The organism is Melioribacteraceae bacterium (assembly GCA_019638015.1).
Classification (GTDB): Bacteria; Bacteroidota; Ignavibacteria; order Ignavibacteriales; family Melioribacteraceae; genus JAHBUP01.
The window spans coordinates 3477353-3492392 of the sequence record JAHBUP010000001.1; the positions used below are offsets into that span (position 1 = coordinate 3477353).

General features: G+C 34.9%; 13 protein-coding genes. 7 read left to right on the forward strand and 6 right to left on the reverse strand.

The genetic code is table 11. The features are described 5' to 3' along the window. The first annotated feature begins 48 nt into the window (after positions 1 to 48). The 3 genes from KF816_14890 to KF816_14900 all read left to right on the forward strand — a co-directional run bounded on the left by KF816_14890 (position 49) and on the right by KF816_14900 (position 2940). Positions 49 to 507: a hypothetical protein gene (locus tag KF816_14890; protein MBX3009305.1), complete on the forward strand. Its 459-nt coding sequence runs from the start codon at positions 49 to 51 to the stop codon at positions 505 to 507. Between the two features lie 60 nt (positions 508 to 567). Then, positions 568 to 1146 (forward strand): PepSY domain-containing protein, encoded by a 579-nt coding sequence (locus KF816_14895; protein ID MBX3009306.1) that lies wholly within the window; start codon positions 568 to 570, stop codon positions 1144 to 1146. Positions 1147 to 1332: 186 nt separating this feature from the next. Further along, positions 1333 to 2940 (forward strand): peptide chain release factor 3, encoded by a 1608-nt coding sequence (locus KF816_14900; GenBank protein MBX3009307.1) that lies wholly within the window; start codon positions 1333 to 1335, stop codon positions 2938 to 2940. A 59-nt stretch (positions 2941 to 2999) separates the two neighbouring features. Here the strand turns inward: KF816_14900 and KF816_14905 are convergent, their stop codons facing one another. Further along, a complete protein-coding gene (locus KF816_14905) occupies positions 3000 to 3809 on the reverse strand; it encodes an arsenite methyltransferase (GenBank protein MBX3009308.1) in 810 nt (269 codons plus the stop codon). Positions 3810 to 3819: 10 nt separating this feature from the next. After that, positions 3820 to 4134: a winged helix-turn-helix transcriptional regulator gene (locus KF816_14910; protein ID MBX3009309.1), complete on the reverse strand. Its 315-nt coding sequence runs from the start codon at positions 4132 to 4134 to the stop codon at positions 3820 to 3822. A 142-nt stretch (positions 4135 to 4276) separates the two neighbouring features. On the opposite strand from KF816_14910, the gene KF816_14915 reads away from it, so the two are divergent. The 4 genes from KF816_14915 to KF816_14930 all read left to right on the forward strand — a co-directional run bounded on the left by KF816_14915 (position 4277) and on the right by KF816_14930 (position 11032). Beyond that, positions 4277 to 6700, forward strand: coding sequence for a TonB-dependent receptor (locus KF816_14915; protein MBX3009310.1), 2424 nt, complete (start codon positions 4277 to 4279; stop codon positions 6698 to 6700). 128 nt (positions 6701 to 6828) lie between these two features. Continuing rightward, positions 6829 to 7113, forward strand: coding sequence for a DUF134 domain-containing protein (locus KF816_14920; GenBank protein MBX3009311.1), 285 nt, complete (start codon positions 6829 to 6831; stop codon positions 7111 to 7113). Positions 7114 to 7122: 9 nt separating this feature from the next. Next, the gene (locus tag KF816_14925) at positions 7123 to 7506 is read left to right on the forward strand and encodes a hypothetical protein (GenBank protein ID MBX3009312.1); all 384 of its coding nucleotides are present in this window, start codon (positions 7123 to 7125) and stop codon (positions 7504 to 7506) included. A gap of 277 nt (positions 7507 to 7783) precedes the next feature. Beyond that, positions 7784 to 11032: a PD40 domain-containing protein gene (locus tag KF816_14930; GenBank protein MBX3009313.1), complete on the forward strand. Its 3249-nt coding sequence runs from the start codon at positions 7784 to 7786 to the stop codon at positions 11030 to 11032. 84 nt (positions 11033 to 11116) lie between these two features. On the opposite strand, the gene KF816_14935 is transcribed toward KF816_14930, so the two are convergent. The 4 genes from KF816_14935 to KF816_14950 form a co-directional block, all read right to left on the reverse strand. Further along, positions 11117 to 12178 (reverse strand): hypothetical protein, encoded by a 1062-nt coding sequence (locus KF816_14935; GenBank protein ID MBX3009314.1) that lies wholly within the window; start codon positions 12176 to 12178, stop codon positions 11117 to 11119. Between the two features lie 82 nt (positions 12179 to 12260). After that, on the reverse strand, positions 12261 to 12683 hold the full coding sequence (locus tag KF816_14940; protein ID MBX3009315.1) for a hypothetical protein: 423 nt from the start codon (positions 12681 to 12683) through the stop codon (positions 12261 to 12263). Between the two features lie 126 nt (positions 12684 to 12809). Then, the gene (locus KF816_14945) at positions 12810 to 13484 is read right to left on the reverse strand and encodes a response regulator transcription factor (GenBank protein ID MBX3009316.1); all 675 of its coding nucleotides are present in this window, start codon (positions 13482 to 13484) and stop codon (positions 12810 to 12812) included. Further along, positions 13481 to 15022: a HAMP domain-containing histidine kinase gene (locus KF816_14950; GenBank protein MBX3009317.1), complete on the reverse strand. Its 1542-nt coding sequence runs from the start codon at positions 15020 to 15022 to the stop codon at positions 13481 to 13483. Before KF816_14950 ends, KF816_14945 begins: the two co-directional genes overlap by 4 nt. Between the last annotated feature and the right edge of the window lie 18 nt (positions 15023 to 15040).

The following is a 15040-nucleotide window of genomic DNA, read 5'->3' on the forward strand; positions in this document are numbered from 1 at the left end:
TTTGCTATTCTCAATAACAATAAATTTTAAAAAGGATTAACTATTATCATGAAATCATTATTAATTTTATCAGTTTTTTTAATATCAGTTTGTTCAGCAATCGCCCAAACAAACAACCCAAGTTATGATTCTACTTTAGCAAAAAGTCTGGGCGCCGATGATTATGGCATGAAGAAATATATCTTGGTCATTCTTAAAACCGGAGATAATAAAACCGATGATAAAGATTTTATTAGTTCAAGTTTTCGCGGACATTTAGATAATATTAACAAGCTGGTAGATGAAGGGAAATTAATTGTTGCCGGTCCTTTATCCAAAAATGATAAAGCATATCGGGGAATATTTATACTTACTTCGGTTACTCAAGATGAAGCCGTAGAATTACTACAAACCGACCCAGCTATCAAAGAAAAGTTGCTAGATTATGAATTATATGATTGGTACGGATCGGCAGCGCTTCCCGAGTATCTAAAAATATCGGATAAAATTTGGAAGGTTTCTCCATAACTTTATTTCTAGCTATTAATTTCTTTAAACATTCTATTGCAAAATGTCTTGAATCCAAATATGGAACAATCAAATAAACGTAAGAGTCAGGTTTCATTTCTAAGAACCGTGAGGAAAATTCACAGAATAACGGGAATTTTTCTTTTTTGCTTTTTGATAATAATTGCTATTTCTGGATTTTTATTGGGCTGGAAAAAACATACCGATGGCTTACTTCTGCCAAAATCTTATAAGGGAACTACAGCGAAACTTGAGAATTGGTTATCAATAGATGTATTGCACAAAACCGCTTGCAATATTCTTCGTGATTCAGTTTCCAATAATTTATCTACCGAACTTGACCGCATCGACATTCGTAAAGATAAAGGAATGGTTAAATTTCTATTTGTAGATGGATTTTGGGAAATTCAGCTCGATGGAGCTACCGGAAAACTTCTTCACATCCAAAGAAGATATTCAGATATTATCGAGAAAATACATGATGCCTCAATTGCCGATTATTATTTAGGGACTTCTGATGGACAGTTCAAATTGATCTATACTTCCATAATGGGGATTGCACTATTTATTTTTTCCATAACCGGTTTTTGGCTTTGGTATGGACCAAAGCGCTTGCGGCACAAATATCCTCACTCATAAAAATTCACCGGCGTAAGTTTCTTATCTATCTTTATCAAAAGACTGTTTCTACTGAAACAATTATAGCTTATATTTGAGCCATGGTTTTCAGATAACTTCATATCGCCTTTCCGCTTTGAGATTCAAGCAATCCAAGGTTACAATCAATTTTATAAAAATCTTTAATAGGTATTAATTAGAATTATTATGAGTATTAAAAAGAACATCGAAAGAAGAAAAACATTTGGCATTATAAGTCACCCCGATGCCGGAAAAACAACATTAACCGAAAAACTGCTCTTATACAGTGGGGCCATTCAAATTGCAGGCGCGGTAAAATCAAATAAAATTAAGAAAACTGCTGCCTCTGATTTTCTTGAAATTGAAAAGCAGAGAGGCATTTCTGTAGCTACTTCAGTATTGTCATTCGACTATAAAGATTCGATAATAAACCTACTGGATACACCGGGTCACAAGGACTTTGCTGAAGATACTTATCGTACTTTAACAGCAGTTGACAGCGTAATTCTGGTTATTGATAGTGTTAAAGGTGTTGAGGAACAAACCGAAAAACTTATGAATGTTTGCCGTATGCGCAAAACTCCGGTTATTGTTTTCATTAATAAGATGGATCGTGAAGGTAAAGAATCGGTTGAGTTACTTGATGAATTGGAGAGTATACTAGATATTAAGGTTCGCCCGTTAAGCTGGCCTTTGGGTAAAGGCTATACTTTTAGAGGTGTTTATAATATTTATAAAAATAGTTTTGCATTCTTTCACTCAAATAAACAAACCGTTGAAGATGAAGTAAAAATGTTCAATTCAATTGATGATCCCGAGCTTATTAATTTATTTGGTGATGATGCTCTCAAACTTAAACATGATATTGAGTTGGTGGATGGCATCTATGATGATTTTGATGTTGAAAAATATAGAAAAGGGGAACAAGCCCCGGTATTTTTCGGCAGTGCGTTAAATAATTTCGGCGTTAAAGAATTACTCGATACATTCATTGAAATTGCTCCGCCCCCAATTCCAAGAGATACCACTAAAGGAATGATTAGTCCTGACGATGAAAAATTTAGCGGTTTCGTATTTAAAATTCACGCTAATATTGATCCTAAACATAGAGACCGAATCGCATTCTTGCGGGTGTGTTCTGGGAAATTTGAGAGAAATAAATACTATCATCATGTTAGATTAGATCGTGATATTAAATTCCCGAGTCCCGCTACATTTATGGGACAAACAAAAAGTATTGTTGACGATGCTTATGCAGGTGATGTTATTGGTTTATATGATTCCGGCACCTTTAAAATTGGTGATACTCTCACCGAGGGAGAAGCATTCATGTTTAAAGGGATTCCGAGTTTTTCACCCGAAATATTCCGTGAACTTAGGAATACCGATCCTTTTAAATCCAAGCAGCTCGAAAAAGGAGTCAATCAATTAACGGACGAGGGATTAGCACAACTATTCACACAAAACCAGGGCAACAGAAAAGTAATTGGTGTTGTCGGTGTGCTACAATTTGATGTAATAAAGTTTAGGCTGCTACATGAGTTTGGCGCCAGCGCCGAGTTTATCAACTATCCTTCATTTAAAGCTTGCTGGGTTAAATATGAAAACAAAAGCGATATTGATAGTTTGATGAGTCTTTGGAGTAATAATCTATTTTTAGATAAGAATAAAAACCTGGTTTACATCGCGGAATCTTCATATTCACTTGAACGCGCGAAAGAGAAAAATCCGAAAGCAAAATTTCTTTTCAGTATTGAACACAACGATCAAACACTCGAAATGGAAAATGAATAAATTTGGCTGCCCGAAAAGTAGGTTTAAAAATAAACTACTTTTCGAACAACCACTTTTAATTAGGGTTTACTTGCAGTAACTGTTATACTAAAAATACCCTTAACATTTTCATGATACTCGCTTAATGCTTGAGCAGATAAATATTCAGTTAATAGTTCATCCGGAAGCTCAATCTTTTTTCTTTTGTTTATTTCGATATTTTTAAATCCGGTATCAGAAATTAGCTTGAGATATTGATCTTCTTCAATAGCACCCGACACACATCCGGCATACATCTCGGCAGACTTCTGCAATTCGGGGGTCATTTCTCCTTTAATTACTATATCAGAAACACAAAAATGCGCACCCGGTTTTAGAATTCTATAAATCTCGCTAAACGCTTTTTCTTTATTTGGGACTAAATTTAACACACAGTTGCTAACCACAACATCTGCTATTGAGTTTTCGAGAGGCATGTTTTCAATTTCACCAAGTTTAAATTCAACATTTTTATAACCAAGTTTTCGATTATTGATATTAGCTTTATTTATCATCTCTTCAGTCATATCAATTCCGATAACTTTTCCTGAATCACCAACAATTGCTCGAGCAACAAAGACATCATTGCCGGCTCCGCTTCCCAAATCCACTACTGTATTTCCCTCATTTATATTTGCGAATTCGGTTGGCAATCCGCAGCCAAGCCCCAAATCCGCATCCGCTACATACCCATCAAGATGGTCATATTCATCCTTCATGATTGTGTAGCCAACTATTTTAGAATCATCTCCTCCGCAACAACCAGAGGGGGCACAGCAGGATGAGGACCTTTTAGCAATCTCCCCATATTTTTCTTTAACAATTTGTTTTAATTCGTTTTCGTTTTTCATAACTACTCCTTTAACAGCATACTTTTTTAAATAATTTATTTAGTTCTTCTTTTGCTTTTTCCATCGTTTTGTTATTCAAACAATAGCAAACCTTTGGACCTTCAATTTCCCCTTCAATTAATCCAACTCGTTTTAGTTCTTTCAAGTGTTGAGAGACCGTTGATTGAGCGAGTGGAAGTAATTCAACAATATCGCCGCAAACGCAAACATTTTTGTGAGCCAAAATTTTTAGAATACTGACTCGCGCAGGATGGGATAATGCCTTTGCGACATCAGCAATCCAAATTTCATCCTGTGTAAATTCATCCAATTTTGATTTCGCCATCCTAATTTCCTAAATCGTTCATCGTAAATATACGATTGAATGGTGTCTGTGTCAAGATTTTTTTCTTCTCAGAAAACTTTAAACCTCACTTTCATGTTTATTGTCATATCTGGGCATGATGAACTAACTTTGAAAGGAAATTATGAGCTTTTTACGTATCGCGGCAGTTATTTTATTTTTAACTCTTAGCACTTCTACTAACTTTAGTCAGCAATCAACTTCTAATAATTCATATAGTATTGAGGGATTGGTATTCGATTTATCAACTTCAAAACCAATGGAATTTGCTAACATTGTTCTCTTTACTGAATCAGATTCCCTGCAGGCGAATGGTACGGTTACAAATAGAGATGGGAAATTTGTTTTAACCGGAATTAAAAAGGGTACTTATTTTTTACGCGCAAGTTATATTGGATACGATAATTTTTTCTCAAGCAGATTGATAATTCAGAATAATGATCTGGATTTTGGGAAAATTTATCTTGCACCTAAATCAATTGGTATTAATGATGTTGTTGTTAGCGGCCAAAGAGCACCAATTTCCTACGAAATAGATAAGAAAGTAATAAATGTAAGTGAGAATTTTTCTGCTAGTTCCGGCACTGCTGTAGATATACTGGAAAATATTCCTTCGGTTACAGTAGATATCGAAGGAAATGTTAGCTTAAGAGGCAGCGGCAATTTTAAAGTGTTAATCGACGGTCGTCCCTCAATTCTAGATCCGGCAGATGCTCTTCAACAAATACCAGCTAGTTCAATTGAAAACATTGAAATCATTACCAATCCTTCGGCAAAATATGATCCCGAGGGTACTTCAGGCATAATCAACGTGATTCTAAAAAAGAGTAAAAACCAGGGTATTAGTGGTGTTTTTGAATTAAATGGCGGACTAAAGGATAAATATGGCGGCGAGATAATAACCGACATTAAAGAGGAAGCATTCCAAGCTAATATTGGTCTCAATTATAATAATAGAAATTTTGGTGGTACGGAAAGTGAGAACAACTGGACTAATGATGGTTCCAAAATTTCCTATTATAACTCCAGCGGTAATTCTAGCCGTGGAATGGAGCATTATGGCATTCGAGGTTCTTTATCATTTGATATGGGGAGTCAAAGATTATTAATGTTCGGTGGGAGATTTGGTGGAAGATCTCATTTTGGCAATTCTAGTTTAGACTACTCGGAATGGACTTCCTCTAACTTGAATAGGATTAATTTACTTAGTAACTCACAGGATAGCAGAAAGGGAAATAATTTCACTTTATTCGCTAACTATCAGCATCCATTTGAAACTAAAGGGCATCAGCTAAGTGCTGAGCTCAACTTTCAATCCGGAAGTTCGAATGAAGAAAACGTGCATCGTTTAATTGATGTAAATAAAATTTTAAGCGGACAAATTTCGACTGAGGATGGGCCCGGCAATGAGATTGAGGCAAAATTAGATTATACTCTTCCATTAGGTATTGATTCAAAATTTGAAGCGGGTTTTCAAAGTGAGTTTGAGTTCGATACTGAACAAACCGGATTGCAAAACTTTAATCCCCTCACACAGTTGTTTGATAGAGATCCACTTTATGATAAGGATATTTCCTACGATAAACAGGAAATTGCTATTTATACAATGTTCGCAAGCAAGTTTAATAAATTTGGCTATCAGTTAGGTTTTAGAACCGAACATACCGGGCGTTCGATTGAACTGAATTCTACAAATCAATTATTTGAAATTGATAAATGGGATTATTTCCCATCAGCTCATATTTCGTATGAATTTTTCCCCGGCCATCAAATGATGACCAGTTACACAAGAAGAATTAACCGCCCAAGAGGCTGGGAATTGGAGCCTTTTGAAACATGGGTGAACTCGTACAATCTTCGAATTGGAAATCCGGCATTGCTTCCTGAGTATATAGATTCGTATGAGTTTGGCTATCAAACATTATTAGGTAAAAGTGTTCTTTCAATGGAAGCCTATTATAGAATCACCAACAATCGTATAGAGCGAATTCGGTCAATATATTCTGATAAAGTCACACTCCAATCAGTCGAAAACATTGGAAAAGATTTTGCATTAGGTACTGAATTGTTTTTCAACTTTGATCCGGTTAATAATTGGAACGTGAATCTGATGGCAAACATTTTTGATTATACAATTGATGGCAAATTATATGGTGAAGATTTTAGCCGAAATAGTTTCAATTGGAATGTAAGATTCAATAATAGTTTTAAAATTGGTGAAACTACTCAGTTGCAATTTAACACAAATTATAATAGTCCATCTGTTTCTGCTCAAGGAAAACGAGAGGGATTCGTGTATGCAAATCTAGCCGTAAAACAGGAGCTATTTGAAAATTTATTAACCGCTACTTTGCAGATTCGTGATCTATTCGGTACTGCGAAATTTGAATCCGTTAACCAATCATTCGATTTCTACAATTACCGTTACTCAGAACATGAATCCCCCATTGTTATGTTAAACCTACGCTTCAATATAAACAATTATAAATCTGACAGACGGGATCGTGATGGCGGCATTCAAGATTCCGGTGAAGGATTCGGAGACTAAATATTAACAGACCGGTGTAATTACTAGCTAATTTACCTTAATTAAATCCCTATTAAAATTTTCTTATGATAGGGATTTTTTATAGGTTTGTAATGAGCATATGCTCATTATTTTTTTATGGAGAAATGATGCCTCGTCCTAAGAAAAAAAGAAGAATTTGCTGTTCACCTACATCAATATATTTTAAACCAAGAGCCGTACCCCTTAGCAATCTAAAAATTTCCCCAATTAATATGGATGAATTAGAAGCAATCAAACTTGCCGATTTTGATAAGCTTAGTCATGAACAAGGAGCATCAAAAATGAAAATTAGTAGGGCTACCTTTGGCAGAATTTTAGAGACCGCCCGTTTTAAAGTGGCTGACGCTTTGCTAAATGGTAAAGCAATCGAAATAATAACAATAAATAATTGAGGTACCGTAATGAAATTAGCAATTGCAACAGATGATTTTTCTACAGTTACTGGACATATTGGAAGATGTAATGGGTTTCTAATTTATGAAATTGAAGACAATCAGATAATTTCTCGTGAAGAGAGAGAAAATGTGTTTACAAATCATAAATTGGATGGGGATCATCATCACGGAACACATAATCATTCTCATGGTCATTCCAATTTGGTAACTGGTCTAAATGACTGCTCACACCTAATTTGCTCAAGCGCGGGATGGCGGGTTGTTGAGGATTTGAAAAAAAATGGAATTGAAGTTATTTTCACTTCAGAAAATGATGCTGAAACTGCCGCATTAACATATTGTAATGGCGAGCTGGATGTTTCGTTAGATGGGACATGCCATTCACATTAAATATTTGGAGACTTGGTTAAAAGCCAGTGCGCCGGACTTAGCTGGACGGCGCTGTCTCCGTGTATAATATTTCTCTATTTAATAAACTAAAGAGTAACTACTGACTGCAATTAAGTCCAATGGTTCTTATTCAAGCGAACGCTCATTTAAAAAGAGAAAAAAAATAGTTTTGTAACCATTCTAACAATTCCCTAAATTAGAACAAAAAGAAAGCCCGCTAATTAATGCTCACACCAGAAATTTCAATAACTACACTCACACCATTAAAAGGACATATATGAAAAAACTACTTTTTTTCACATTCCTATTATTTTCATTTGCGGCAACAATTTACGCCCAAATTGACGCAACAATGCTTCAGTATCCAGACGTATCCAAAACTCATATTGTATTTTCATATGCTGGTGATTTATGGACAGTTCCTAAAGAAGGTGGAACTGCATTAAAATTGAGTTCCCCCAAAGGACAGGAAATATTTCCTAAATTTTCTCCTGATGGTTCTCAAATAGCCTTTAGCGGAAATTATGATGGTAATATTGATGTATATGTTGTTCCAACTACAGGAGGAGTTCCAACACGAGTTACAAACCATGGGATGACGGATCGAATTATTGATTGGTATCCTGATGGGAAAAATTTACTTTATGCATCATCTAAACACAGTGGAAAGCAACGGTTCAGTCAATTTTACAAAGTTTCGGTTCAAGGTGGACTCCCGGTGGTACTACCTGTCCCTTATGGCGAGCATGCTTCATTATCTCCGGATGGTAAACAGATTGCATATACTAATAAAACTGAATCATTCCGGACATGGAAAAGATACCGCGGCGGAGATGCGGCAGATATTTGGCTTTTTGATTTAGAAAAATTTACCGTTGATTATATTATTGAAAATCCCGCCGGCGATGAATTACCAATGTGGAGCGGAAGAAAAATTTATTTTATCTCTGACCGTGGACCAGAAATAAGAATGAATATTTGGTCATATAATATTGATACAAAAGAACTAAAACAGATTACTAAATTCACCGATTTTGATATACATTTTCCCTCGCTTGGTCCAGCAGAAATAGTATTTGAAAATGGAGGGAAATTATATTTATTAAATTTATCTGATGAGAAGTATCGTGAAGTTAAAGTAAATGTTGTAACAGATGCTATTACTCTAATGCCAAGGAATGAAAAAGTTGATAAACTTATTCAAAACTTTTCACTTTCCCCCGATGGCAAAAGAGGCGCAATTGAAGCACGCGGTGAAATATTTAATGTGCCTGCCGAAAATGGGGCAGTAATTAATCTAACTAAAAGCTCTGGAACTGCCGAAAGATACCCTGCATGGTCTCCAAATGGGAAATATATCGCCTATTGGAGCGATAAATCCGGCGAGTATGAATTAACAATCCGCGATATGCAAAAGCCGGGTGAAGAAAAAAAATTAACCTCATATAAAGAAGGGTATAGATATAATTTATATTGGTCTCCCAATAGCAAAATGTTAGCATTCGTTGATAAAGCAATGGAGATAATTATTTATGATATGGAGAATGACAAAACCTATAAAGTTGATAAAGCAAAATATTGGTATCAAGGTGCTCTCGCGCAATTCAAACCAAGCTGGTCATCAGACAGCAGGTGGCTTGCCTATCAGAATGATTTAGTGAATAGAAGCAGTGCCATTTTTATTTATGATACGAAAGAAAAAAAATCGATCCAGGCAACTTCAGGTTTTTATAGTGATACTGAACCGGTTTTTGATCCTGACGGCAAATTCTTATACTTTTTAACAAACAGAAATTTTGCACCGGTTTATAGCGATTTTGAAAATTCTTTCGTCTATCCGAATTCTACGAACCTAGCACTTGTTCCTTTAACTAATGATATAGTTTCCCCTCTCGCCCCCAAAAATGATACCACTTCAATAAAAAAAGAAGAAGTAAAAAAGGAGGAAAATAAAGATGGGAAGAAAACTGAAGCCAAAAAGGATTCAACAAAAGAGGTCAAAATAGTATTTGATAATTTCGAGAATAGAGTAGTCATTTTACCAACAATCCCAGGTAACTTTGCTCGCTTAGCGGCTGTAACCGGAAAGTTAATTTTTCACCGAACTCCAAATAGTGGTTCTTCTGATAAGATTAAACCTATCTATTATTTTGATTTGGAGAAGCGGGAAGAGAAAAAAATTATTGATGACGCCGATGCATTTGAAGTTTCGGCTAATGGTAAAAAAATTGCCATTGTGAAATCGGGATCATTTGCTGTAGTTGATATTGCTGAGAATCAAAAACTCGACAAAAAAATGCCAACTACGATGATGGAGATGACTGTTGATCCAAAAGCTGAATGGAAACAAATATTTAATGATGTATGGCGTTTTCAAAGAGATTTCTTTTATGATAAAAATATGCATGGCGTTAATTGGGATAAAATGAGAGATCGTTACGGAAAATTAGTCGATTATTGTGTCACTCGCTGGGACTTAAATTTTATCCTTGGTGAGCTTATTTCTGAATTGAATGCCTCCCACACTTATAGGGGGGGCGGTGATACTGACGAAGCCGATTTTAGAAATGTTGGTTATCTTGGAATTGATTGGGAAATAGCAAATGGTGCTTATCGAATTAAAAAAATTCTTACTGGTGCAATTTGGGATACTGAGGTTCGTTCACCTCTTTCGATGCCGGGACTCAAAATAAAAGAGGGAGATTATATTTTATCAGTGAATGGCCAGCCATTAGATATATTAAAAGCACCATGGGGTGCCTTCGAAGGATTGGCGGATAAAACGGTTGAACTTACAGTTAATGACAAACCAACATTTGATGGCGCTAAAAATATAATTGTATCGGCATTATCCTCAGAAACACGGTTGAGAAATCTTTCATGGATCGAATCAAATAGAAAATATGTTGAGGAAAAAACAAATGGCAAAGTTGGATATATCTATGTTCCAAGCACAGGTGTGAGCGATGGACAATATGAACTGGTAAGAATGTTTTATGCTCAATTTGATAAATCAGCATTAATAATTGATGAAAGATTTAATAATGGTGGACAAATTCCGGATCGTTTCATAGAATTATTAAATAGAAAGCCACTTGCATATTGGGCAGTGCGTGACGGTAAAAATTGGCAATGGCCGCCAACCGCTCATTTCGGTCCAAAAGTAATGTTGATTAATGGATGGAGTGGTTCTGGTGGTGATGCGTTCCCCGACTATTTTAGAAAAGCTGGACTTGGATCTTTAATTGGGACAAGAACCTGGGGAGGATTAATAGGAATTACAGGTATGCCGGCGCTTATTGATGGCGGTAATATATCAGTACCAACCTTCAGAATGTATGATCCTGATGGTAAATGGTTTAAAGAAGGACATGGTGTTGATCCTGATATTGAGGTAGTTGATGATCCTTCAAAATTAGCCAAAGGGATTGATCCTCAACTTGATCGTGCAATTGAAGAGATGTTGAATTCTCTCAAACAAGCTCCGTATGCCGAGCCAAAGCAGCCAGCGTATGAAAAACGATAAACAGTTTTTTAATGAAAGTGATGATTAACTAAAAGAGCGGCGTAAGCCGCTCTTTCAGTTTAGAGGAGGCATTATGAAGCAATATCAATTAAAAATCCAATCCCACAAATCTTTTTCGCGAATATTTTTACTTCTCTTTTGATCATTCCAAAATTTCACATATTTTCTTTGATCTGTAATACCAATTGGTCCCTCATAAATTCCGCCAACATTATAGCCATCGTATACTCTAACCGAAATTAAATTTTCTTTACCAAATTCAAGTACACCATCCGGGAGATAATACCCGCGAAGCTGACGGTACTCATTTTCCTTATTAAATCTTTCCGGTACAGGATTTCCTTTCATACTTCCGGTTGAACCAATTAATTTGCCATTTATATATACTTCATCAATATCATCGACCTTACCCAATACTAAAACTAATTTTTTTCCATTTAAAGATTGAGGCATTTTAAATGATTTTTGATACCACGCAAATCCATCATAGTTTTCATAACCCTGAGATTCCCACGAAGAAGGTACTAAAATTTGATTCCAACTACTCTCCACTTCATTTTTCCATTGCATATCATCGCCGGTATTGAAGAACCAATAGCCTGCTAAATTAATATCGAGCCGAAGACTAGAGCTCGATTCATAAATTCCAATATCTCCATCAACAATACCTCCGCCAAGTTGAGAATCATAGACCCTTACTGCTATAGTATTTTCTCTATTAAATTGAATTAGTTCAGCGGGAATAAAGTAATTACGCCAAAAATTATAAGCTGTTTTGTAGTTTGGAGGAAAAGTGCCTGATGATCCTATCAAAGTACCGTTAAAATATACTTCATCAACATCATCAATTCTTCCCAATCCTAAATACAAATTTGATTCTGAAAGTCTGCTCGGAATATTGACTCTGGTTCTATACCATGCATATCCATTATATCCGTTATAACCCTGATCTTCCCACTGGCTAGGCACTCTTATCCATTCCCAATTAGAATCATTATAATTTTTACTCGCCCAATTTTTGTCATCTCCAATCGAAAATTTCCATCTTCCCTTAAATGACATTACTTTATCCATATCCTGTCCATAGAGATTTATTACTACTGCGAAAAGGGTAAGGATTATGATTAAAAATATTTTGCGTGCCATTGTATTATCTTCTTTATTTTCTATTCAAACTTATTTATAAAATTGTTTAGCGAAGTCATCAATTTGTAAAAAGTTGTCACCATTACATTTTTTCATATTCAGAAGTAAGTGATTGATGTTTTTGTGTGTGTTCTAAATACATCTGGATGCATCTGGTTTTTACTTTCATATCATTTTCCTTCGCGGCTGCTGTTTGAATAACCTCAAAAGATTCTTCGTTGCCAATTGAGTAAAGAGCTAATGCAATAAGTATTTTATTATTAGTATCCTTTTCCATTTTGAATCTTTTTGCTAGAACAGGAACAGCTTCAGCAATTTTGTAAATACCAGCATAATAAACACAAGTCCTCATTACACCTTCATTACCTTCTTCTACACCAAGCTTTAATGTTTCGATTGAGTTTTTAGGACAGTTTACCTGTGCACTTGCTGAATTTGTTAATAATACAAATAAGAAAAACCCAGCAGTTAAATATTGTGCCAATGTTTTAATTGTAGTTTTCATTTTAGTCTCCTAATTATTTTTTTTGAGCTTCAAATAATTAGTCGGCGCTGGCTAAAGTGAAGTTGTCATGGACGAGTAAAGAGTTGTCACAAAATGTCACAAATCATAAAGGGAGATTTTTTTATACTAAAGAATTAATTTATAACCAATTCCGTGAACGGTTAAAATTATCTTCGGATTATTTGGATCGGTTTCGATTTTTTGACGCAGTTTTAAAATAAAGTTATCAATCGTACGAGTTGTCGTTGCTTCCTGCATCCAAACATTTTTCAATAAACTATCTCGGCTTACAGTCTGGTTTTTATTTTCATACAAGTATTTTAGAACCTCAAATTCACGGTGTGATAATGAAATATCTACGCCCTCATCAAAAGCAGTAAATGATGAAAAATTAATTTCGAGCCGCCCAATTTTAATAACTCCTTCAGATATATCTGGGGTTGTTCTTCTAAGAATAGCCTTAATTCGTGCAAGTAATTCTCTAATACTAAATGGTTTTGTTATATAATCATCTGCTCCTAATTCAAGTCCAATTATTTTATCAACTTCTTCCCCTTTTGCTGTTAGCAGTATTATTGGGGTTCTAATTCCATTTAATCTCGCGTTTTTACAAACATCAAACCCTGACATCCTTGGCATCATTACATCAAGCAGAATAAGGTCATATTTATTATTAATAGCTTTATCGTATCCTTCTTTCCCATCGCATGCAATATCAACCTCATATCCCTCAAACTCGAGATTATCTTTTAATCCCAACCTCATATTTGGTTCATCTTCAACTAATAATATTTTTGTCATTTTTTTACCTCATTAATTTTTATTGGGAAAAGAACCTTAATGGTAGTTCCCTTACCAATTTCACTTTTCAATTCTATTTTTCCTTTATGAGCTTCAACAATGTGTTTTACTAGTGATAAACCGAGCCCTGTTCCTTTTACATTATGAACATTTCCGGTAGAAACTCTGAAAAATTTGTCAAATATTTTTTTCTGGTCAGTTGCGGAGATTCCTATACCATGATCAATAACGGAAACAAATATATTTTCATTCTCTCTGCCGGTTTCTATTTCAATATGCTTATTCTCACCACTGAACTTAACGGCATTATCGATCAAGTTAATTATTGCTTCAGATATGGCCTCACTGTCTCCTAATATTTGAGGCAGATCATCACCGAATTTAACTGAGAATGTGCAAGCATTATTCTGTAAATGAAACTTATAGGTATCATAAATATTTCGCACCGTTTCATTTATTGAGATAGTAACAAAATTAAATTTCCACTTTCCGGCTTCAATTTTTGAAAAGTTTAAAATCTTATTTACAATTTTACTTAGTCTATCTGTTTCCCTGCTTAAGATTTCATAATACTCATATTTTTTCTCTTCAGTCTTTACTCTCCCAAGTGCTAATGTATCAGCAAACATTTGAATCAATGACAATGGTGTTCGAAGCTCGTGCGAAACATTAGCAACAAAATCTGCTTTAATTTGGGCTAATTCTATTTCTTTTTTGAAATTGATATAAAGATATGCCGCAGTTCCAATCATCAAAACAAGAAGAGTGATCAATAGAATTATATTAACTTTATTACGGTCATCAATTATTTCCTTTAAGGATGTACCGGTAAGTTGTAATCCTATTTTGTATGAAGGAATGATCCATAAAAAATTTGATTCTTCGGGAGGAGCAGTATTATTGCCGTTAGTAGAAAAAACGACTCTATTTGTGTTAGAATCAAAAACCGAGGCCGAAATATTACTTTGTGCTATTAATCTAATTTTAGCCGCAAGTATTTCATCAACAAATTGTTCTTTTCTCAGTCCTATAATACAGATTTGTCTATTCTGTAATAATATCATTAGATTCTGTAATTCTGCCGAGTCACTTTCAATAGGTGCTATTCTTTGGAAACCGGAATTAAAATTTCGAAGCAGTAAATCTATGGTTTGTGAGTTTTTATCGATCAGTGCTCTGTCCATTACTTTATTATAGATGATTACACCAGATTTACTTGTCCACTCAACAGTACTCAATCCGCTTGTATCGGTGATTACAATTGAGTTAACAGAGGCATGTTCTTCCATAAATTCTTTAATTATCGATTCCTCACTATTCGAGATACTAGATTCAATTTTTAATACCCAGCTTCTTATAATATCATCGGAATATTGATTAACAGAAAACAAAATTGTTTCTAGCTGATTCTTATATATAGATTGCAGCATCTGTTCATCATCACGAAGCGACACGGCATCTCGAACTGCCCAAAAAATTACCGGCAGAATTGAAAATGCTAATAGAATAATTATTATTTTTTTAATAGGTTTGTTCATACACTCGATAAATTAATA

Excerpts from the sequence above, each read along its gene's own strand:
- KF816_14930 (MBX3009313.1), top strand. The coding sequence starts at position 7,784 with ATGAAAAAACTACTTTTTTTCACATTCCTATTATTTTCATTTGCGGCA.
- KF816_14945 (MBX3009316.1), bottom strand. The coding sequence starts at position 13,484 with ATGACAAAAATATTATTAGTTGAAGATGAACCAAATATGAGGTTGGGA.
- KF816_14895 (MBX3009306.1), top strand. The coding sequence starts at position 568 with ATGGAACAATCAAATAAACGTAAGAGTCAGGTTTCATTTCTAAGAACC.
- KF816_14925 (MBX3009312.1), top strand. The coding sequence starts at position 7,123 with ATGAAATTAGCAATTGCAACAGATGATTTTTCTACAGTTACTGGACAT.
- KF816_14940 (MBX3009315.1), bottom strand. The coding sequence starts at position 12,683 with ATGAAAACTACAATTAAAACATTGGCACAATATTTAACTGCTGGGTTT.
- KF816_14920 (MBX3009311.1), top strand. The coding sequence starts at position 6,829 with ATGCCTCGTCCTAAGAAAAAAAGAAGAATTTGCTGTTCACCTACATCA.
- KF816_14950 (MBX3009317.1), bottom strand. The coding sequence starts at position 15,022 with ATGAACAAACCTATTAAAAAAATAATAATTATTCTATTAGCATTTTCA.
- KF816_14900 (MBX3009307.1), top strand. The coding sequence starts at position 1,333 with ATGAGTATTAAAAAGAACATCGAAAGAAGAAAAACATTTGGCATTATA.
- KF816_14935 (MBX3009314.1), bottom strand. The coding sequence starts at position 12,178 with ATGGCACGCAAAATATTTTTAATCATAATCCTTACCCTTTTCGCAGTA.
- KF816_14890 (MBX3009305.1), top strand. The coding sequence starts at position 49 with ATGAAATCATTATTAATTTTATCAGTTTTTTTAATATCAGTTTGTTCA.
- KF816_14915 (MBX3009310.1), top strand. The coding sequence starts at position 4,277 with ATGAGCTTTTTACGTATCGCGGCAGTTATTTTATTTTTAACTCTTAGC.
- KF816_14910 (MBX3009309.1), bottom strand. The coding sequence starts at position 4,134 with ATGGCGAAATCAAAATTGGATGAATTTACACAGGATGAAATTTGGATT.
- KF816_14905 (MBX3009308.1), bottom strand. The coding sequence starts at position 3,809 with ATGAAAAACGAAAACGAATTAAAACAAATTGTTAAAGAAAAATATGGG.